Origin of the sequence: Nocardioides iriomotensis, from assembly GCF_004168035.1 — a bacterium.
Taxonomy (GTDB): Bacteria; Actinomycetota; Actinomycetes; order Propionibacteriales; family Nocardioidaceae; genus Nocardioides_B; species Nocardioides_B iriomotensis.
Genome location: NZ_SDPU01000008.1, coordinates 1 through 19620 on the forward strand (window position 1 = coordinate 1; position 19620 = coordinate 19620).

Below are 19620 nucleotides of genomic sequence, written 5' to 3' on the forward strand. Positions count from 1 at the left end.
TCCGGGCGGCGCGCAGCAGGCCAACTGAATTGAGAGACACGCCCTCGGGGGCCCCGACCCATCGGTCGGGGCCTTTGTGCTTTCGAAGGTGGCCAGGGTCTTGTGACCCTCGGGCGGGGTCTCCTTGCTCTACGCCACCGGCTCACCCCGGCCCAGGCTGGAGGAGAGAGCAGAGGCAGGTGCGCTGATGAGGAGACCCTGGGTGACGCTGGCCGCGGCGCTGGCTGCGGTCGTGGTCGTGGCGACCACCGCGGCCGTCGTGACCATGGCGGCCCGCGACGACGCGACCGGCAACCGCGCCCACCCGATGATGCGGGCCGGCACGTGGGACGGCCCGAACCCTGCCAGGACCTGGACCGGGCGGGGTGGCGGGCCGATGATGCCGGGCGTCGCTCGCACCGACTTCTCCTACCTGGCCCACATGGTCGCCCACCACCAGGAGGCCGTCGCCGCGGCCCGGCAGCTGGCTCGCTCCGAGCGGCCGCGGATGCGCGCGTTCGGTCGCGGCATCGTGGCCACGCAGACCGCCCAGATCGACCAGATGAAGGGCTGGCTGGCGGACTGGTACCCGGGCCGGTCGACCGACGTCGTGTACCGGCCGATGATGCGGGACCTCACCGGGCTCTCCGGCGACCGGCTCGACCGGACGTTCCTGCAGGACATGGTGGTCCACCACATGGCGGCGGTCATGATGTCGCAGCAGCTGCTGGCCCGTGGCAGCGCCAGGCCGCAGGTCGCCGAGCTGGCCCGCACGATCCGCGACGACCAGCATGCCGAGATCTTCCAGATGCGACGCTGGCTCCGCGCGTGGTTCGACGCCAGCTGGCATCCGGGCGGGCCGGGCATGGGACCCGGGATGATGTGGTGACCCGACGCCGAACGGGGCGACACTGGGCGCCATGAGCGCGCGCACGCTGGTCCTGCTCCGCCACGCCAAGTCGGACTGGTCCACGGGCGGGGCCGACAGGTCCCGTCCCCTTGCGAAGCGCGGCCGCCGCCAGGCGCCGGAGGCCGGGCAGTGGCTGGCCGCGAACGTCGACCGGATCGACCTCGCCGTCGTCTCCCCCGCCACCCGCGCCCGCAGCACCTGGGAGCTGGTCGCCGCCGAGCTGGACGACCCGCCGCGGGTGCTCGTCGACGACCGTGTCTACGCCGCGTCGGACGACGAGCTGCTCGACGTCGTACGCGACCTTCCCCACGACGCGGAGACCGTCGTGCTGGTCGGGCACAACCCTGGCCTCGAGGACCTCGTCTCCGTGCTCACCGACGAGATGCCGGGGATGCCCACGTCCGCGATCGCCGTGCTGCGCCTGCCCGGCGCCTGGTCGGCGGCCGGACCCGGTACGGCGACCCTCGAGGCGGCGGGGAGGCCGCCGGAGTGAGGCGCCGCTGACGTCAGGCCGTCGTGACGACCACCTTCCCGGTGGTGTGCCGCGTCTCCATGTGGCGGACGGCGTCGGCGACGCGTTCGAGGGGGTACGTCGCCTCGATCACCGGGTGCAGCCGGTCGTCTGCGAGCATCCGTCCGAGCCGCTCGAGCGCGGCGGTGTCCGGCACACCCAGCGGCGCGCGCAGCCGTCGCCGGGTGACGCGGGCCCAGAGCTGGGCGCGGACGAGCAGCCCCAGGGGTCCGACGGTGCGGCCGGTGCCGGGGACACCGCCGCCGGAGAGGACGACCGTCCCGTCCGGCGCGACGGCGCGGCCGAGGTCGCGCAGCCGGCGGTTGCCGACGAGGTCGATGACGGCGTCGTACCGGCGCCCGCGGCGGGTGAAGTCGTCGACCGTGTAGTCGACGGTCTCGTCCGCTCCGAGCCGGCGCGCCTGCTCCAGGTTGCGGGTGCTGCACACCGCGGTGACGCGCAGGCCACGCGCCTTGGCGAGCTGGAGAGCGAAGGTGCCGACCCCGCCGGACGCGCCGTTGACCAGGAGGCTCTGGCCGGGAGCGAGACCGGCGGCGTCCAGGCAGGCGAGGGCGGTGACGCCGGCCAGCGGTGTGGCGGCGGCCCGCTCGAAGGAGACGCCGGCGGGGATGCGGGCGACCTGCCGCGTGCTCACGGTGACGTGCTCGGCGAAGGCGCCGACCGTCTCCCCGAACACCCGCTCGCCGACGCGCCAGCCCGTGACACCCGGTCCGACGGCCTCGACGACCCCGGCGACGTCGGTGCCACGGACCGGGACGCGCGGGCGCCGGGGCGTGAAGGTGCCCGCGTCGAGGAACCGCGCGACCCGCGGTTCGCCGCGCATGATGTGCCAGTCGCGAGCGTTCACGGAGGACGCCCGTACCGCGACGAGGAGCTCGCCCTCGCCGGGCGACGGGACGGGCCGGTCGACGACGGCGAGGACGTCCGGGGCTCCGTAGCGGTGCTGGACGACCGCGCGGGACGTGGTGACTGCTTCGACGGTGAACACGGGGACTCCCGGTGGTCGTGAGGGGGATCGTTCAGTCGACCGTGGTGAGGCCGGCGGTGACCGGGGACGGCTTGAAGCCCTTGAAGGTCAGGTAGAACCCGACGCCGAGCTCCCAGAACGCGATCGGCAGCGTGGCGATCATCGTGAGGGTGGAGGTCTGCTCGTTGTAGCCGAAGTAGGTGGCCAGGTTCGCGGCGAGCAGCAGCGGAGCGCCGATGAGACCGACCGCGGGGATGACGCGGGGAACAAGACCGGACTTGTACATGAGGGTGCCGAGCATCAGTGCGTTGAACGTCGCCATGAAGCCGGGACCGAACAGGAACGACCAGTCCCGGACCGCGACCAGGCCTTGGCCGACCGCCGTGACGGCGGCGGGGTCGCTGCCGGGGGTGCCGACGACGTCCTGCTGCAAGGTGACGACGGCCAGGAGGGCACAGACGCCCACCATGATGACGGCGGCCTCGACGAGTCGGGTGGTGACGTACCCGATGGCGGAGGCCTGGCTCTGCCGCTTGACGACCGGGTAGAGGGCGACGGCGGCGCCGACACCGGTCATCGCGGTGACCCAGTCTCCGATGCCCGCCCACAGCAGCTGCGTCTCGTGTCCGGGGATGAAGCTCAGGTCGTCGTTGACCGACGTACGGATGAGCACCCAGGCGGGAATGGAGGCAGCGAACGTCAGGATGTAGAAGAGGCCGCCGGCCAGGGAGTACCGCCGGGTGGGGTCCTTCGCGGTGGGCGGGGTGGTGGGGCGCAGCGTGGTGGTCATGTCGGTTCTCCTGGGTCGGGTCGGGTGGTGTGGTCGGGGTCGGGGTCGGGCGGCACCTGGGCGACCGAGATGAGGGGTACGCCGAGGTCGCCGAGGCGTTGCAGCACCCCGTGCAGGGCCGCCTGGTCGACGACGCGTCCGCGCAAGGTGGTCGTGCCGTCGTCGTCGGCGGTGAGCGTGAGCCCGTCGAACCAGGCGACCCACCGCTGCGCGAGCCGCCCCTGGAGGCGGATCTCGTACCAGTCCCCGCGGGGCTGCTGGTCGGCGTTCGGCGTGCTCATGCCCCGCACCGTAGGAACCGACGTGGTGAGCCGGCTTCACATCATGTGGTGAATCCGGTGGTGAACCTCGGCGTCGCCGGTCAGGTGGTGCGTGACGGGTGGAGCAGGTCGAGCTCTTGGGCCCGGCGGACGGCAGCGCGCCGGTTGGTCACGCCGAGCTTGGCGTAGATGTTCTTGGTGTGCGTGCGCACCGTGTTGAGCGACAACACCAGCTCGCGCGCGATGTCGGGTCCGTTGAGCTCGGTGGTGAGCAGCCGCAGGACGTCGCGCTCACGCGGGCTCAGCTCGTCGACGACCAGGCCCTCGTCGACGCGGGGCTGCGGCGGTTCCTGCGGGTGGCATGACCGGGCCAGCAGGTCCCGGACGTACGGCGTACGGAGGCCCGCCCGCTGTGCCGCCGACAGGAGGTCGAGGACCCGGGAGCCCTCGTCGAGGAAGGTCCGGACGTAACCCTCGGGCTCGGCCAGCTGCAACGCGCGTTCGAGCGCCTCCAGCGACCCGGCCGAGGCCCTGCCCGCGCCGTCCAGGGCAACGGCCTGCTGGACCAGGACGTCGATGACGGTGCCGTCGCGTCCGCCTGCCTCGGCGGCCGTGAGCAGGCGCCCCAGGAGCCCCAGGGTCTCGTGGCGGACGGCACGGTCGAGGGCCGGATCGGCCAGGTGGGCCCGGACGAGGGTGAGGTGCTCGTACTCACGCAGGTAGGTGACCTCGTCGTCCAGCGCCAGGCCACGAGCCCGGGCCCACGCGAACACCTCGTCGAGTCGCCGCTGCGCGACCCGGAGACGAGCCTGGGTGGCCGCGACCGGCCGGGCATCGGGGTGGAAGTCGTCGACGTACGACTCTCGGGCCACGTCGAGCAAGGGGTCGGCGCCCGCGAGGTCACCTTCGGCCTGGAGGACCTGGGCCATCACGACGTGCCACCGGTACCGCGCCTGCGGCAGGCCCGCGTGCTCACCGGCGGCTTCGGCGGCCAGAAGCAGCCGGGTCGCCTCGGCGAGGTCGTTGCGCTCGCGGTGGACGTCGGCCATCCCGACGTAGGTGTCGACGACGCCGCGGAGGGTCTGCTGCTCGAGCGGGTCGACGAGGGCTCCGGGCGCCGCCGATCGGCCGGCAGTGAAGTCGAGGGCGGAGACGTGGGTGTCGAGCGCGTCCTGCAGCCGGCCCTGCGAGGTGCGGAGGTTGGCGAGGACGACCGCGCACCCGAGCACGTCGGTCAGGAAGCCGGCCTCCTTGAAGATGGCCTGCGACGCCGAGTAGGCGGCGTGGGCGGCGTCGAGGTCGCCGGCGCCCCAGGAGGCGAGGCCCAGCAGGGCGGACGCCGCGGCCCGGCCGACGGCGTCGTCGCGCGGCAGGGTGTCGAGTGCGCCTCGGGCATGGGTGAGGGTGCCGGCGGCGTCGTGGTGCGCCTGCGCGAGCCCGGCCCGGTAGACCTGGATCCAGCCGCGGAGCCCTGTGGAGCCGTCGTGCGCGGAGAGCGCGCGCTCCGCGTCGTCGAGAGCGCGGGCCACACCGTCCGTCGTCCCGGTGGACAGCAGGGCGCCGGCCAGCGCGACTCCGAGCGCCGGTCGCTCCGCGACGACCTCGGCCGGCAGCCGGGCGAGCCAGCCGCGCATCGTGCGTTCGGTGCGCTCGCGCCGCGACTGCTCGACGGTCCGCTCGACGAGGTTCGCGGCGTAGCCCGGGTCCCGGCTCTGGAGCGCGTGGCCGATGGCGTCCTCGCGCCGGCCCTGCGACTCGAACCAGTCGCCGGCGCGGCGGTGCAGGCGTGCGACCTGGTCGGGCTGCTCGTCGAGGAGCCGGGCGCGGAGGACGTCGGCGAAGAGGTGGTGGTAGCGGTACCACTGGCGGCGGTCGTCGAGCGGGACGAGGAACAGGTTGGCTCGTTCGAGCGACTCGAGGGTGCGCCGCCCGTCGTCGCGACCGGTCAGGGCGTCGCACAGCGGCCCGCTGAGACGGGTGAGCACGGAGGTGCGCAGCAGGAACTGCCGCGTCGGGCCGGGCTGTCGTTGGAGCACCTCCTCCACGAGGTAGTCGACGACGTAGCGGTCGTCCCCCGCGAAGGTCCCGATGAAGCCCGCGACGTCGTCACGCCCCTGGAGCGAGAGGGCGGCGAGCTGGAGGGCCGCGACCCAGCCCTCGGTCCGCTCGTCCAGGGCTTTCACCTGGGGCTCGGTGAGGCCGAGCTGCATGACGTCGTTGAAGTAGGTGTCCGCCTCGACGGGCGTGAAGCGCAGGTCTGCGGCGCGCACCTCGGTCAGGTCGCCGCGGGCGCGCAACCTGGCCACCGGCAGGGGTGGGTCGACGCGGGTCGCGATCGCGACGTGCAGCTGCGGCGGCGCGTGCTCGAGCACGAACGTGACGGCCTCGTGCACCTCGGGAGCCTCGATGACGTGGTAGTCGTCGAGCACCACGGCGAGGTCGTTCGCGAGGTCGGCCACGTCGTTGAGGAGGCTCGCCAGCAGCGCCGTGACGCCGTCCGCCGACGCGGTGGCATCGGTGCTCAGCAGGTCCAGCTCCCGCGCCCCGATGTCGGGGGCGGCGCCGTGCACCGCGGCGACGAGGTAGCGGCAGAAGGTGCGGACGTCGTTGTCGCCGGCGTCGAGCGAGACCCAGGCGACGGCCGGCGGCTCCGCGCTGCCGGCGGACCCCTCGACCCACTGCGCCAGCGCCGTGGTCTTCCCGAAACCCGCGGGAGCGGACACCAGCAGGAGCCTGCCGGCCAGGCCCTGGGCCAGCCGGTCGGCCAGCCGGGGGCGCGGCACGGAGCGGCGTCGTACACGCGCCGCGTAGAGCTTGGTCTCCAGCAACGGGCTGGACATCGCCGACTCGTCCCCTCCGGTTCGGACATCAGCGTGCCACACCCGCGCGGTGCAGCTCTGTGGTTCGCACGGGGGGTGGCTGCAACCACCCGGACCCGTCATTGCGCCGGCCGTGGACACGGCCAGACGCTCGATCCATGGCGTCCTGCCCGACGGTGAGCCCGCTGCCCGCCGGTGCGGTGGCAGGACCGAGGGGGTCGCGGTGACGACGGAACGGACCGCACCCGCAGCTCCCGGGCTCCCGGCCGAGCCGGCGAGAGTCGGTCCGGGCTTCGTGACGGCGTACGCGCTGGCGTTCATGGCCAGCTGCCTGATGCTGATCGCACCGCTCCTGGTGACCCTGGCGTTGAAGGTCGGCGACCTGGTCGGCCCCGAGGACGCACCGGGCAGGCTGGCGCTCGTGCTGGCGGTCGGATCGTTCCTGGCACTGTTCGCGAACCCGCTGTTCGGCAAGCTCAGCGACCGGACGACTTCGCGGCTCGGGATGCGCCGGCCGTGGATGCTCCTCGGCCTGATCGGAGGCTCGATCGGCATCGCGACGATCGCCTTCGCTCCGACGTTCACCTGGGTGCTGGTCGGATGGTGCGTCGCGCAGGTGTTCTTCAACGCCCTGCTCGCCGTCCAGGTGGCGGTACTGCCCGACCAGGTGCCGGCGGCGCAACACGGGCTGGTGTCCGGCGTGCTCGGCATCTGTGTCCCGGTGGCGTCGGTGTCGGGCACCTACCTGGTCAACCTGTTCGCCGGCCACCCGGCCGCGATGTTCCTGGCGCCGGTCGGCGTCGGCGCCGTCTTCATCGTGGCCTTCGCACTGACCCTCGACGACCGGCGGCTGCGGCCCGAGGACCGACCACCGTGGTCGTGGCGGGAGCTCGCCGGCACGTTCTACGTCTCGCCGCGCCGCCACCGGGACTTCGCGTGGGTCTTCCTCAGCCGGTTCCTGTTCGTGATGGCCTTCGCGTTCCTGACCGGCTACCAGGTGTACTACCTGCTGACCGACCTCGGCAGCAGCGGGGACCTGGTCCCGCACCAGGTGTTCGTCGCGACGCTCGTCTCCTCCGTCGGCGTGGTGGCGGCGTCGCTCATCGGTGGTCGGCTCTCGGACCGCTGGGGTCGCCGCAAGACCTTCGTGCTCGTGGCCGCGCTGGTCTACGCCCTCGCGATGTTCGTGGTCGCGCTGGCCGGCGACTTCGGCGGCTTCCTCGTCGGTGTCGCGATCAGCGGGGTCGGGTTCGGCGTGTACGTCGCCGTCGACCTGGCGCTGGTCACCGAGGTCCTGCCGAGCGCGTCGGACAACGCCAAGGACATGGGGGTCTTCAACGTCGCCAACGCGCTGCCGTACTCGGTGGCGCCCGCTGTTGCTCCGCTCGTCCTCGCCGTGAGCGGTGGCCGGTACCCGGCCCTGTTCCTGGTCGCCGGCAGCTGCGCGGTGGCCTCGGCGGTCGCCGTCAGCCGCGTCAGGTCGGTCCGGTGACCGAGGTACGCCGCAGCGGTCGTCCGACGTGCGGCTACGGCTGCGGGGTCAGGTACGAGTACTGCACCGTGACGTCGGCGACGTCGAAGGAGTCCACACCCCGGGTCGCGATCGTCCAGTACACCGAGGGCGCGTTGGTCGGCCGGGAGTAGTAGCTCGGCTGCCACGCCGTCACTCTGTCGGTCGAGGTGACCGTCTCGTGCGCGACCGCGGGCGACGCGGTGCCGCGCGAGGTGGGCGCACCGGACAGGTCGAAGCCGAGGCCACCGCCGTACAGGACCGCGGTGTCGGTCTCGCCGGCCACCGTCGGCCTGCCGCGCATCGACACCTGCCCGGAGTAGAGGCCGCGAGGCGCGACCTCGAAGGTCAGGTTGTCCAGCGCCAGGTAGCCGGAGGTCCAGGCCATCCGCGGGGTCAGGTAGTCCTCGGGGCAGGTGTCGGCGGACCGGTAGCTCATGGCGCCCGCGTTGGCGTACACCTCGGAGGGCACGACCTTGCCGCACGGAGCGGGCTGCGGGTCGTCGCCACCGGTCGTGGACGAGCGGTCGTCCGCGCGCTTGGCGGCCGACGCCGTGCCGGCCGGGAGCCCGGACGCCTTCCAGTTGCCGGCCGGCGGGACGACCAGCGTGCCCGTCCTCTCGACCAGCGCCTTGTCGGAGACGGTCACCGGGACGCGCTCGGACCGGCCCGTGTTTCCGGCCTTGTCCCAGACCTTGAACCCGATGAAGTACTGCCCGCCCGGGAGGGGCGTGCCGGCCGCGTCGCGGCCGTCGAACAGGGACTGGAGCTTCGGCCAGTAGTCGTAGGCGCCGCTGCTCAGGCGGACGACGCGGCCCTGCGCGTCGGTCACCTTCATCACGGCGCGGCCGACGCTGGCGAGGTGTCCCTTGCCGGGCAGGGTGACGACGAGGGCGTCGCGGATCAGGGTGGTTCGCGGGTAGAGCGTGTCGATGCTCAGCGCGGGCGCCTTGACCGCGTCGAACCTCGTGTCGACGTACAGCTCGGTCGCGCGGGTCCGCTTCTTGCCGTCCCGGCCGACCTGGTCGGCGACGAAGATCGCGGTGTAGTGGCCGTCGCGGACCACCCGGCGGTCGGCGTTCCTGCCCTTCCAGGTCCACTCGTGACGGACGCCGGCGTCGAGCCTGCCGAGCTCCTCCTGGAGCACGAGGGTTCGGGCCTTGTCGTCGCGCCGGACCTTGACGGTCACCCTCGCCGGCTTGTCGAGGTCGAAGGTCAGGCGTGCCTTCTCCTGGGTCCCGTCGCCGTTCGGGGACAGCCAGGCCCGGCCCTGGTGGAGCTCGATGACCGGGCCGGTCCAGCCGTCGGCCTGTGCCGAGGAGGCGGTGGCCACCGTGGTGACGGTGGCGAGCGGAGCCGCGACGGCGGCGGTCGCGAGCAGCGCGACGGTGGCGGTGCGAAGGGTGCGCGTGGTCGTGGTGATGTACCGCGCGCCCGTACGTACGACAGGCACAGGATCCCCCGAGTGGTCGTGAGTGGTGTCGCGACATGGTACGGGCGGACGGACCGCGCGCGCAGGGGATCCGGCGGAGCCCCTGCCGGGCGCGGCCCGTCCGACCCGGCCTAGCCCTCCCGGGCAGGGGTGATGTTGTGGTTGCCGTTGAAGAGGTTCTCCGGGTCCCACTGCGCCTTCAGCGCCGCCAGTCGTTCGTACTTGCCGGCGGTGAAGCCCGCGCGGACGTTCTCCTCGCTGGTCTCCGGCTCGAAGTTCAGGTAGACGCGCCCGGTGCGCACCGACGAGACGGCATCGGTGAAGTCGCGGACCCAGGCGATCTCCCGGTCGGTGTCGGCGGCGTCCTCCCACGCCGCGATCGGGTGGGCCATGTACGGCGCGTTCCGGTCGCTGACGGCGGTGTCGTTCTCGCCGACCTGCGCGATGGCACCGCCGTGGTGGAAGATCACGCCAGCCGTCAGCGGCGAGCCGATCTCCCGGCCGTTGGCGAGGTAGCGGTCGATGACGTCGTCGGGGAGCGACGTGAGGTGCATGCCGCGGTGGTAGTTGAGCATGCCGGGCGGGTTGTTCGGGTCGAGCAGCGCCTGGAGCGCGGTGTAGGGCATCGGTTGGACGAGGTCGATGCCGCCGGCGGTGAGCTGCCGCAGCGGGCGGATCGCCTCCTCGGCGGCGGAAGGGTCGCCCAGCCACGCGACGACGAGGAGCAGCACCGGCTTGCCGACGAGCTCCGGCGGGACGAAGTCCTCCGGTGGCGCGAGCGCCGTGATCAGGGCCGCCGCGAGGTCCTCCGACGGTCGCTGCTCGATGTAGTCGCGGAAGCCGCGGGCGACGTCGCGCGCCCCGTCGCCGTCGTTGGGCACCGCGAGCAGACCGGCCAGCATTAGGGGCCGGACCGGGTGCAGCCGGAACTCGTACGAGGTCACCACCCCGAAGTTCGCGCCGGCTCCGCGCAGTCCCCACATCAGCTCGGGGTTGGTCTCGTCGGTGACGTGCAGCATCTCCCCGCTCGCCGTGAGCAGGTCGGCGCCCACGAGGTTGTCGCAGGTCAGGCCGTGGCGGGTCGACAGCCAGCCGTACCCGCCGCCCAGGCAGAACCCGCCGACGCCGGTCGTCGTCACGCGGCCGCCGGGGGTCGCGAGGCCGAACATCTCCGCCTCCCGGTCGTACTCGCCCCACAGCACGCCCGCGTTGCAGATGGCGGTGCCGCGCTCGGGGTCGATCTGCACGCCCTTGAGGCTGGACAGGTCGATCTGTACGCCGCCCTCCACCATGCTCACGCCGGCGACGCTGTGCCCGCCGCAGCGCACCGCCAGCGGGAGCCGCTGCTGCCGGGCGAACGCCACCGCATCGCGGATGTCCGCGGCGCCGGTGGGGCGCACGATCAGCGCCGGCCGCCGGTCGACCATCCGGTTGTAGACCGCGCGCGCGGCGTCGTACTCCGCGTCACCGGGCCGTAGCGCCTGCCCCTTGTAGCCGTCCGGCAGACCGATCTCGGCGGCGACACTGGTTCCAATGCTCATGCGGGACTCCTCGTGGGTCGATTCCCTTGCGGACTGTCCCGTGGGTGCTGGGGTCCCCGTGCAACCCGTCAAGTCAACGCCGCGGCCGCGTGGGAGGCAATGGGCCATCGACGCCATCGTGCGCGGCATCGTCGAGCCATGCGTCGCTCACGCCGTTCGGTGCCATCCTGGGCGCATGACCGTGCGACCCGCCGGGGTGCGCACCGACCCTCGTGCCCGGAGCGTCGGTGTGACCGGGCTCGTCGGCACCGTCGTGCTCTTCGCGGGACTGATCGCCGGGTCACCGGGTGAGCCACCGACCGACGCCACCACGGCTGCAGCAGCCGGCTTCCTCCGCGGGCTGGACACCCCGTGGGTGCGGTCGGCCGAGGCCGCGGCCGACATCGGCATGTTCGTCCTGCTCTGGGCCATGGTGGGCATCGCCCTGCTCCTGCGCCGCGTCGAGGGCGACCTCCCGGTCCGCTCGACGATGGCCGTGCTGTCCGCGCTGCTGGTGGCCGGGTTCGTCATCCTCGACTCCAGCGAGGAGGCCGCCACCCACCGGGCGGCCGACCTCGACCAGGGGCAGCTCGCGTACGCCTACGACGTCACCACCGTCGGCTTCACCAACATCTGGCTGCCGCTCGGCGGCTTCGCGTTCGCCTGTGGCTGGCTGATGGTGGCGTCGGGCGTGCTGCCCCGGTGGCTGGGCTGGTGGGGCATCGTGGCCGGGATCGGCCTCGCGCTGGTGCAGCTCGTCTGGACGGTCCCGGTCTGGTTGGTCCCGTACGCCGCCTTCTGGGTCTGGCTGCTGACCACCTGCGTGCTGCTCGTGCGGCGGCCGCCAGGGGAGGTGGCGGAGTGACCGATCTCGGGGTCGGGCTGGTCGGCGCCGGCCGGTTCGCGACGTTCATCGCCGAGGCCGCCGCGGACTTGCCCGGACTGGCCTGGCGGGGCGTCGCCGACCCCGACGCAGCCGCCGCGGAGGTCCTGGCGACCCGGCTCGCCGTACCGACGGTGGCGGAGTGGCGGGACCTCCTCGACGACCCGGCGGTCGACGCGGTCGTCATCGCCAGCCCGCCGGCCACCCACGCCGAGATCGTCCGTGCGGCGATCGAGTCCGGACGGCACGTCTTCTGCGAGAAGCCGCTGGCCACCGGCGCGGCCGAGGCGCTGGAGCTGGCGAGGCTGGCCGACCGGGAGCAGCGCGCGCTGGTGGTCGACCACGTGCTGCGCTACAACCCGCTGCTGCGTGCGCTCCTCCCGCTGCGCGGGTCGCTGCTCGGCCCGGTCCAGCGCTTCTGCTTCGAGAACGACGCCAGCGACGAGGACCTTCATGCCGGGCACTGGTTCTGGGACGCGTCGCGCAGCGGCGGCATCTTCGTCGAGCACGGGGTGCACTTCTTCGACGCGGCGGCGATGCTCGTCGACCGCCCGGCCACGTCGGTCCAGGCGAGTGCCGCCCGGCGTAAGGCGGACGCGCCGCCCGACCTGGTCAGCGCGACGGTGACGCACGCCCCCGACGTGCTGGCCACGCACACCCACGGCTTCAGCCACGCGCACCGGTGCGAACGCCAGCTGATGCGGATCGACTTCGGCAACGCCGAGGTGCGGGTCGAGGGCTGGATCCCCGTCGAGGGCGTCATCGACGCGTGGACGGACGACGCCGGCGTCGCGGCCGCCGAGGCGCTGCCCGACCAGGCACCGGAGGGCCTCGTCGCGACTCCCGTGGTCACGCGCGACGCCGGCACCCCGTCGGCCCGCGGCCGGGGCCGGTCGCTGGAGGTCCCGCACCACGTCCGGGTCCAGCTCAGCCTCGGCGGCCACGCCGCCAAGATGAACGTGTACGCCGCCAGTGTGCGCGCCGCCGTCGCCGACCTCGTGCACTGCGCACGATCCGGCGACGTGCCCGTCAGCAACGGCTGGACCGCGGCGGCGGCCGTCGTCGTCGCCGAGGCGGCCACCACGGCCGCGGCCACCGGAGGGACGGTCGCCCTCTCCCCCGGTTGACCGATTGACCCGTCTCGTCGGCGCGCTGACGATGGAGACGTGGTCGAGTTGGTGGAGGCCGACTACCTGGTGGTCGGAGCGGGGGCGGCGGGGATGGCGTTCGTGGACGCCCTGATCGACCATGCCGACGTCACCGTCGCGATGGTCGACCGCCGGCACGGCGTCGGCGGCCACTGGCTGGACGCGTACCCCTTCGTCCGGCTCCACCAGGCCTCCGCGTTCTACGGCGTGGCGTCGACGCTCCTGGGTGGCGGGCGCGTGCAGCAGGACGGTCCCGAGGCCGGCCTGCACGAGCGGGCAACGGCACCGGAGATCTGCGTCTACTACGAGCGGGTGCTGCGCGAGCGCATGCTCTCGTCAGGAAAGGTGTCGTTCCATCCGGGCTGCGACTACCTCGGCGACAACCGGTTCGCGTCGCGGCTGTCGGGCCGGAGCTACGAGGTGCGCGGCACTCCGCGCGTCGTCGACGCCCACTACCTCGCACCGGAGATCCCGGCCGAGACGCCGGCGCCGTTCGGCGTGGTCGACGGGGTGCAGGTGCTGCCCGTCAACGACCTCGTTCATCTCGATGCGGCGCCGTCCCAGTACGTGATCGTCGGCTCCGGCAAGACGGCGACCGACGCCTGCGTGTGGCTGCTCGGCCACGGCGTCGACCCCGACGCGATCTGCTGGGTGCGGTCCCGCGAGCCCTGGATGCTCAACCGTGCCGTCGTCCAGCCCGATCCCGCCGTGTTCCTCGGGATGGCCGCGGACATGATGGAGGCGGCCGCCGAGGCGGCGTCCCCGGACGACCTGTTCCTCCGCCTCGAGGACGCGGGAGTGATGCTGCGCATCGACCGCTCGGTGACCCCGACGATGGCGAAGACCCCGACCCTCGCCCAGTGGGAGCTGGACCGGCTGCGGACCATCGAGAACGTCGTCCGGCTCGGACACGTCCGGCACGTGGAGCCCGGCAGGGTGGTCCTCGAGCAGGGCACCGTGGCCACGGCTCCGGACGCCGTGGTCGTGCACTGCGCCGCGTCCGGGCTGCAGTACCCACCGCTGGTGCCGGTCTGGGGACGCGAGGCCATCACGCTGCAGCCGATCCGGTCCGGCTTCCCCTGCTTCGGCGCGGCTCTCGTCGGTTACGCGGAGGCCACCGTCGACGACGACGCGGAGAAGAACCGTCTCTGCCCGCCGTCGCCGTTGCCCGACACACCTCGGGACTGGGCCCGGATGCAGGTCCTGGGCGCACGGGCGGCGATGTCGTTCACGTCCGATCCCGGCATCAAGGCCTGGGCCGACGGTGTCCCGCTGAACCCGGCCCGCATCCCGCCGGACCTCGAGGTCTCCGACGAGCTGACCTCCGCGATGCAGCGCTTGGGCAAGCACGCCGGTCCGGGCGTGGCCCGGATGGCCGAGCTCGCCGGGATGTCCTGACCCCTGGCCGTCTCGCCCGACGGGTCAGACGGACGCGATCATCGCCGCGACGGTACGGCGGCTCCGCATCGGCAGACGCAGCACCAGGGAGGCGTGCCCGCGGCAGAACCTCCGCAGGTCGCGGTCGTCCGGCGTGCGGTGGAACATCCGGACGAACTGCTGCCGCAGCTCGTCGACGTCCTGGTCTTCCAAGTGCCTGATCCTGTCGGTGTCCATTCCTGCCACCCTCCCGAGCGTGGAACTGCGACGCCCAGGTCGGGCGCCGCAAGTCACCGACGCTAGGAGTGACCGCCGAGTAGGTGAAGCCTCGGACGCCATCTCCACCCGGGCTAGGCAGGCGCCGTGGCCCGATGGGGCCAGGGGACCACCACGCGCATGGTCACCTTTGCGTAGCCGGCCCTACGCACGCGGTGGTCAGACCGGCGGAGCGCTCCCGTGCCGGTGGGCGACCTTCCACTCGCCGTCCTCGCGCCGGTAGACCTGCGTCGCCCGGAGCGTGTAGGACCTCGGCACGCCGTCGACGGACGCCGAGGTGTGCTCGAGCGCGACGGTGTAGGCGACGTCACCGAGCGCCTCGGCCTCGAGCAGCTCGAGCTGGTACGACGTGCAGCTGGAGAAGCTCGCCGCGAGATGGGCGAAGAGCTCGTCGAGCTCCGCCTGGCCGGAGGCGTTCCGCCACGCCCCAAGGACCGTGACGGGGTCGTGACGTGACCAGAGGGCACGCCGCGGCGCCGCGTCGCCGTTGTGGAGCGCCGTCTCCGCCGGCGTGAGCACGGTGCGCACCCAGTTGATGAGCTCCTCGCGCTCGTCCATCCCCTCATGGTGCTCGGCGGGGGAACGCCGTACCTCGTCCGAACGGCCGGTCACTGGTGGACCCGCACCGCCTGGTCGCGCTCCTCGACGGTCCCCGGGTCCGCCACGTCGTCGAGGTCGAACCGCACCCGGTGGATGAGGCCCTCGAACCGGTTGCGCACCGGCAGGTAGTCGTCGACGACGGGCGTGCCGCGGTCCACCCCGATGTTGAACGTCTCGTCGAAGGAGAAGTAGTACGCCGTCGTCACGGGGATCCGTCCGGAGCCGACCGTTCGTCCGTCCACCTCCAGGACCACGTCAGCGCCGCTGCCCGGCGGCCCGCCGTCGTAGGAGAACCGGACGACCAGGTCGTGCCGGCCGGGCACGAGCGGGTCGGCGCCGCGCACGACGGTCAGGTCGCGCCCCACGAAGTTGTAGGCGTAGTGGGGGACGCCGTCCACGGTGTAGAGCGACCAGCCGCCGAAACGCCCGCCCTGCGCCGCGACCACACCGCTGGTGCCGGTGACCACCTCGAGGTCGGCCGTGATGACGTGCGAGCGGTTCTTGACGTTGGGGGCGGCCTCCTCGCTGAGCCGGCCGACGTTGGGCCCGAAGGACAGCGTCGAGCGACCCTGGTGCAGGTCGAGCCGCCCCGCCACGTCCGGGTTCTCGCGCTCGGTGACCCGGTCGTCGAGCGGGAGCACGTGGTGCTGCTCGGCCTCGCGCTCGAAGACCTCCTGCAGCTCACGCAGCCGGTCGGGCTGATGCGCGGCGAGGTCGCGCGCCTGGCTCCAATCGTCGCTGTGGTCGTAGAGCTCCCAGACGTCCTCGTCGAACGGACGCTTGGGCGTGTCCACCATCTCCCAGGGGACGCCGTGCCGGGTCACGGCCGACCAGCCCTCGTGGTAGATCCCGCGGTTGCCGATCATCTCGAAGTACTGCGTGGTGTGCCGGTCCGGCGCCTCGGGCGCGTCGAAGCTGTAGTGCAGGCTGGTCCCCTCGATGCGCTGCTGCGGGACCCCGCCGTACGTCTCGGGCGCGGGCAACCCGGCGGCCTCGAGGATCGTCGGCAGCACGTCGATGACGTGGTGCCACTGGTGGCGGATCTCGCCGCGGGCCGCGATCCCGTTGCCCCAGCGCACGATCATCCCGTCGCGGGTGCCGCCGAGGTGGGTGACCTGCTTGGTCCACGGGTACGGCGTGTTCATCGCGAGCGCCCAGCCGACGGGGTAGATCGCGTACGTCGTCGGGTCGCCGAGCGTGTCGAGCCGGGCCGCCATGTCGGCGGTGTCGTCCTGGATCCCGTGCCCGACGAGGTGCTCCCGGAACGTCCCGCGCGGGCCGCCTTCCCCCGACGCACCGTTGTCGCCGAGCAGGTAGAAGAACAGGGTGTCGTCGAGGACGCCCATCTCCTCGAGCGCCTCGACGAACCGTCCGACCTGGACGTCGGCGTGCTCGGCGAAGCCGGCGTAGGTCTCCATGAACCGGGCCGCGACCCGCCGCTCGGTCTCGTCGAGCTCGTCCCAGTGCGGGACGCCCTCGGCCCACGGGGCCAGCTCGGTCGACTCGGGCACGATGCCGAGCTCCTTCTGCCGGGCCAGCGTCTGCTCGCGCTGCGCGTCCCAGCCGGCGTCGAAGCGGCCGGCGTACTTGTCCCGCCACTCCGGGGCGACGTGGAAGGGCGCGTGCGTCGCACCGAGCGCGAGGTAGGTGAAGAACGGGCGGTCGGGCGTGATCGCCTGCTGGTTCTCGACCCAGGAGATCGCGTGGTCGACCAGGTCCGCGGAGAGGTGGTAGCCGTCCTCCGGCAGCCGGTCCGGCTCCACCGCGTAACGCCCCTGGTAGAGCTGCGGGTACCAGTGGTTCATCTCCGCGCCCATGAACCCGTAGAAGTAGTCGAAGCCCTCGCCCATCGGCCAGCGCGGGAACGGTCCGGAGGGGCTCACCTCCACCGGCGGCGTCTGGTGCCACTTGCCGACCGCCGCCGTGCAGTAGCCGTTGCCGCTGAGGATCTGCGCGATGGTGGCAGCGCTGGCCGGCCGGAAGCCGTGGTAGCCGGGCAGCGGCGTCGACATCTCGCTGGTGACGCCCATCCCCACCGAGTGGTGGTTGCGGCCGGTCATCAGCGCCTGCCGCGTCGGGGAGCAGAGAGGCGTCACGTGGAACCTGCTGTAGCGCAGCCCCTCGTCGGCCAGCCGCCGCGCGGTGGGCATCTCGCACGGCCCGCCGTACGCCGAGGACGCGCCGAACCCCATGTCGTCGACGAGCACGACGACGACGTTCGGGGCGCCGTCCCCGGCGTGGACCGGACGGATCGGGCGGGTCGTGGTGTCGACGTCCAGCGGCAGCCGGGTGCGGTCGGCCTCGTCTGTCACGGTCGGGCTCCTCCTTCGGGGACGGGCTTCGGGGCGAGCTGGATCCGGCCGCCGGCGTGCGGGGGCGGGGCCACGCAGGCGTCCCGCGCCCGGGCCGCGACATCGGCGGGGAACGGCGCAGAAGCACCGCCGCGCACGTGCACGCCGAGCACCTCCTCGGTGGCGCGGAGCCGGCCGTCCACCCAGAGCTCGTGCCAGATCCACAGCAGCTTGGCCGTGGCGCCGATGACCGACGAGCGGACCTCGAGATCGCTGCCCGCGGGGACCTCCTCGAGGTAGCGGACGTGCGCCTCGACGGTGTACAGCGAGGCGTCGTTGGCCGACCGGTAGTCCGGTCCCAGGCCGACGGCGTCCATCACCGCGTCGGTCGCGTGCCCGAGCGCGAGCACGTAGTAGGCCTCCGACAGGTGGCCGTTGTAGTCGATCCAGGCGTCCTGGACGGGCTCGCGCCAGACGACCGGGGCGGCGGTCACGCGCGGCCCAGCGCGCGCAGCACCGCGATCACGCCGCGGTCCCGCTCCGCGACGAGGTCGTCGATGGTCCGCGACCCGGCCTCGCGCTCGCAGCCCTCGACCACGGCGTCGCGGAGCTCGGGGGTCAGCTCGGCGGCCACGAGGCGGGTCCACGGGGACTGCAGCGACGGGCCGAAGTGGTCGAGCATGTGCGCCATCCCGCCCTGCCCGCCGGCCAGGTGGAAGGTGAGCATCGGACCCTGGACCGGCCAGCGCAGCCCGGGACCGTCGGTGATGGAGAGGTCGATCTGCTCGACCGTGGCCTCACCGGCCGCCACCATGTGCAGGGCCTCGCGCCAGAGCGCCTCCTGCAGCCGGTTGGCGATGAACCCGGGCACCTCGTGGTCCATGGTGATGACCGACTTGCCGGCGTGCCGGTAGAAGTCCGAGGCCCACGCGACCGCGTCGGGCGAGGTGGCCCTCCCACCGACCACCTCCACGAGGGGGATCAGGTACGGCGGGTTGAACGGGTGGCCGACGACGGTGCGTTCCGGGTGGGCGCACCTGTCCTGCATCTCGCTCATGGCGAAGCCCGACGTCGAGGACGAGATCACGACGTCGGCCGGGGTGGCGGCGTCGATCTCGGCCAGGAGGGTGCGCTTGAGGTCGATGACCTCGGGAGCGCTCTCCTGGACGAAGTCGGCCTGCGCGCAGGCCGCGGCCAGGCCGGGCTCGACCTCGAGGTTGTCGATGCTCGCGCCCTCGGCCAGACCCAGGTCCGTCAGCGCGGGCCAGGCCTGCTGCACGAGGTGCCGCAGCCGCGGCGCCCCGTCGGCGGCCGGGTCCCAGGCGACGACCCGGTAGCCCCGCGCCAGGAAGTAGGCGGCCCAGCCACCGCCGATGGTCCCGGCACCGATGCAGGCGACGGTGCGGACGTCCGCGGGCGCGGGGCGGCTCATCGTGGCCTCAGCGCGAGGATCTCGCGTCCCTCGTCGGGGGTGGCGACGTGCGCGCCCATGCTCTCGACGATGGTGCGCGCCCGCTCGACCAGCTGCGCGTTGGTCGCCTTGACCCCTCGGCTCAGGTAGAGGTTGTCCTCGAGCCCGACCCGGACGTGGCCGCCGAGCAGGACCGACTGGGCGACCCAGGGCATCTGCATCGCGCCGAGCGCGAACGACGCCCACACGGCGCCGTCGGGGAGCTGGTTGACCATCGTGGCCAGCAGGGCCGGCTCGGACGGCGCGCCGTACGGGATGCCCATGCAGAGCTGGTACATGGCCGGGGCGTCCACGAGCCCTTCCTCGACGAGCGCGTTGGCGAACCAGAGGTGGCCGGTGTCGAAGATCTCCATCTCGACGCGCACGCCGAGCTGCTGGATCTTCTTCGCGCCCTCGCGCAGCATGTCGGGCGTGCTGACGTAGACCAGGCTGCCCTCGCCGAAGTTGAGGCTGCCGCAGTCCAGCGTGCAGATGTCCGGGAGCAGCTCCTCGACGTGCGGGAGCCGGTCGACGCCGCTGACCAGGTCGGTGCCCTCGAGGAAGGTCGTCGGATCGTGGGGGTCGAGCACCAGGTCACCGCCCATCCCGGCGGTGGTGTTGATGATGACGTCGACGTCGGCGGCGCGGATCCGCTCGACCACCTCGCGGTAGAGCGCGACGTCGCGCGAGCCGGCACCGGTCTCCGGGTCGCGCACGTGGACGTGCACGATCGTGGCCCCCGCCCGCGCCGCGGCGATGCCCGACTCGGCGATCTGCTCGGGGGTCACGGGCACGTGCTCGGAGCGACCCACGGTGTCGCCGGCGCCGGTCAGCGCGCACGTGATCATGACGTTGCGGTTCACGGGGAGGACTCCT

General features: G+C 72.9%; 18 protein-coding genes. 6 read left to right on the plus strand and 12 right to left on the minus strand.

Annotation, left to right across the window (positions count from 1 at the left end):
* The first annotated feature begins 187 nt into the window (after positions 1–187).
* Together ETU37_RS01715 and ETU37_RS01720 are read left to right on the plus strand one after the other, a co-directional pair.
* A complete protein-coding gene (locus ETU37_RS01715) occupies positions 188–868 on the plus strand; it encodes a DUF305 domain-containing protein (protein ID WP_206053641.1) in 681 nt (226 codons plus the stop codon).
* Positions 869–899: 31 nt separating this feature from the next.
* Positions 900–1382 carry a SixA phosphatase family protein gene (locus ETU37_RS01720; protein ID WP_129985152.1) on the plus strand — a complete coding sequence of 161 codons (483 nt, stop codon included), beginning with the start codon at positions 900–902 and terminating at the stop codon, positions 1380–1382.
* A gap of 13 nt (positions 1383–1395) precedes the next feature.
* Here ETU37_RS01720 and ETU37_RS01725 read toward each other — a convergent pair whose 3' ends face one another.
* From ETU37_RS01725 to ETU37_RS01740, 4 genes are all read right to left on the minus strand, one after another.
* Positions 1396–2409 (minus strand): NAD(P)-dependent alcohol dehydrogenase, encoded by a 1014-nt coding sequence (locus ETU37_RS01725; protein ID WP_129985153.1) that lies wholly within the window; start codon positions 2407–2409, stop codon positions 1396–1398.
* A gap of 31 nt (positions 2410–2440) precedes the next feature.
* A complete protein-coding gene (locus tag ETU37_RS01730) occupies positions 2441–3178 on the minus strand; it encodes a DUF4386 domain-containing protein (protein ID WP_129985154.1) in 738 nt (245 codons plus the stop codon).
* Positions 3175–3459, minus strand: coding sequence for a hypothetical protein (locus ETU37_RS01735; RefSeq protein WP_129985155.1), 285 nt, complete (start codon positions 3457–3459; stop codon positions 3175–3177). The genes ETU37_RS01730 and ETU37_RS01735 overlap by 4 nt, the downstream gene beginning before the upstream one ends.
* An 80-nt stretch (positions 3460–3539) precedes the next feature.
* Positions 3540–6278, minus strand: coding sequence for a winged helix-turn-helix domain-containing protein (locus tag ETU37_RS01740; RefSeq protein WP_129985156.1), 2739 nt, complete (start codon positions 6276–6278; stop codon positions 3540–3542).
* 202 nt (positions 6279–6480) lie between these two features.
* On the opposite strand from ETU37_RS01740, the gene ETU37_RS01745 reads away from it, so the two are divergent.
* The gene (locus ETU37_RS01745; protein WP_206053642.1) at positions 6481–7749 is read left to right on the plus strand and encodes an MFS transporter; all 1269 of its coding nucleotides are present in this window, start codon (positions 6481–6483) and stop codon (positions 7747–7749) included.
* 34 nt (positions 7750–7783) lie between these two features.
* Here the strand turns inward: ETU37_RS01745 and ETU37_RS01750 are convergent, their stop codons facing one another.
* Entirely contained in the window at positions 7784–9220 is a 1437-nt protein-coding gene (locus tag ETU37_RS01750) for a FlgD immunoglobulin-like domain containing protein (RefSeq protein WP_129985157.1), read from the minus strand.
* A gap of 110 nt (positions 9221–9330) precedes the next feature.
* On the minus strand, positions 9331–10740 hold the full coding sequence (locus ETU37_RS01755) for an FAD-binding oxidoreductase (RefSeq protein WP_165372356.1): 1410 nt from the start codon (positions 10738–10740) through the stop codon (positions 9331–9333).
* A 175-nt stretch (positions 10741–10915) separates the two neighbouring features.
* On the opposite strand from ETU37_RS01755, the gene ETU37_RS01760 reads away from it, so the two are divergent.
* From ETU37_RS01760 to ETU37_RS01770, 3 genes are read left to right on the plus strand one after another with little or no spacing between them, the layout of a single operon-like run.
* On the plus strand, positions 10916–11584 hold the full coding sequence (locus ETU37_RS01760) for a DUF4386 family protein (RefSeq protein WP_129985159.1): 669 nt from the start codon (positions 10916–10918) through the stop codon (positions 11582–11584).
* Positions 11581–12729 carry a Gfo/Idh/MocA family protein gene (locus ETU37_RS01765; RefSeq protein ID WP_129985160.1) on the plus strand — a complete coding sequence of 383 codons (1149 nt, stop codon included), beginning with the start codon at positions 11581–11583 and terminating at the stop codon, positions 12727–12729. The genes ETU37_RS01760 and ETU37_RS01765 overlap by 4 nt, the downstream gene beginning before the upstream one ends.
* Before the next feature lie 39 nt (positions 12730–12768).
* Positions 12769–14148 carry an NAD(P)-binding protein gene (locus ETU37_RS01770; protein WP_129985161.1) on the plus strand — a complete coding sequence of 460 codons (1380 nt, stop codon included), beginning with the start codon at positions 12769–12771 and terminating at the stop codon, positions 14146–14148.
* A gap of 24 nt (positions 14149–14172) precedes the next feature.
* Here the strand turns inward: ETU37_RS01770 and ETU37_RS23010 are convergent, their stop codons facing one another.
* From ETU37_RS23010 to ETU37_RS01795, 6 genes are all read right to left on the minus strand, one after another.
* The gene (locus ETU37_RS23010; protein ID WP_165372357.1) at positions 14173–14340 is read right to left on the minus strand and encodes a hypothetical protein; all 168 of its coding nucleotides are present in this window, start codon (positions 14338–14340) and stop codon (positions 14173–14175) included.
* Between the two features lie 222 nt (positions 14341–14562).
* Complete coding sequence (locus tag ETU37_RS01775; protein WP_129985162.1) at positions 14563–14961, minus strand: nuclear transport factor 2 family protein; 399 nt, start codon at positions 14959–14961, stop codon at positions 14563–14565.
* Positions 14962–15011: 50 nt separating this feature from the next.
* Positions 15012–17315: an arylsulfatase gene (locus tag ETU37_RS01780; protein WP_206053644.1), complete on the minus strand. Its 2304-nt coding sequence runs from the start codon at positions 17313–17315 to the stop codon at positions 15012–15014.
* Positions 17312–17788, minus strand: a complete 477-nt coding sequence (locus tag ETU37_RS01785; protein ID WP_129985163.1) for a thioesterase family protein — start codon at positions 17786–17788, stop codon at positions 17312–17314. Before ETU37_RS01785 ends, ETU37_RS01780 begins: the two co-directional genes overlap by 4 nt.
* On the minus strand, positions 17785–18726 hold the full coding sequence (locus ETU37_RS01790) for a 3-hydroxyacyl-CoA dehydrogenase NAD-binding domain-containing protein (protein WP_129985164.1): 942 nt from the start codon (positions 18724–18726) through the stop codon (positions 17785–17787). The genes ETU37_RS01785 and ETU37_RS01790 overlap by 4 nt, the downstream gene beginning before the upstream one ends.
* Complete coding sequence (locus tag ETU37_RS01795; RefSeq protein ID WP_206053645.1) at positions 18723–19607, minus strand: beta-keto acid cleavage family enzyme; 885 nt, start codon at positions 19605–19607, stop codon at positions 18723–18725. Before ETU37_RS01795 ends, ETU37_RS01790 begins: the two co-directional genes overlap by 4 nt.
* Positions 19608–19620: the final 13 nt, after the last annotated feature.

Bases quoted from the DNA above. Each gene is read 5' to 3' on its own strand.
- ETU37_RS01715 (WP_206053641.1), top strand. From the start codon at position 188: ATGAGGAGACCCTGGGTGACGCTGGCCGCGGCGCTGGCTGCGGTCGTG.
- ETU37_RS01760 (WP_129985159.1), top strand. From the start codon at position 10,916: ATGACCGTGCGACCCGCCGGGGTGCGCACCGACCCTCGTGCCCGGAGC.
- ETU37_RS01775 (WP_129985162.1), bottom strand. From the start codon at position 14,961: ATGGACGAGCGCGAGGAGCTCATCAACTGGGTGCGCACCGTGCTCACG.
- ETU37_RS01735 (WP_129985155.1), bottom strand. From the start codon at position 3,459: ATGAGCACGCCGAACGCCGACCAGCAGCCCCGCGGGGACTGGTACGAG.
- ETU37_RS01755 (WP_165372356.1), bottom strand. From the start codon at position 10,740: ATGAGCATTGGAACCAGTGTCGCCGCCGAGATCGGTCTGCCGGACGGC.
- ETU37_RS01740 (WP_129985156.1), bottom strand. From the start codon at position 6,278: ATGTCCAGCCCGTTGCTGGAGACCAAGCTCTACGCGGCGCGTGTACGA.
- ETU37_RS01790 (WP_129985164.1), bottom strand. From the start codon at position 18,726: ATGAGCCGCCCCGCGCCCGCGGACGTCCGCACCGTCGCCTGCATCGGT.
- ETU37_RS01730 (WP_129985154.1), bottom strand. From the start codon at position 3,178: ATGACCACCACGCTGCGCCCCACCACCCCGCCCACCGCGAAGGACCCC.
- ETU37_RS01720 (WP_129985152.1), top strand. From the start codon at position 900: ATGAGCGCGCGCACGCTGGTCCTGCTCCGCCACGCCAAGTCGGACTGG.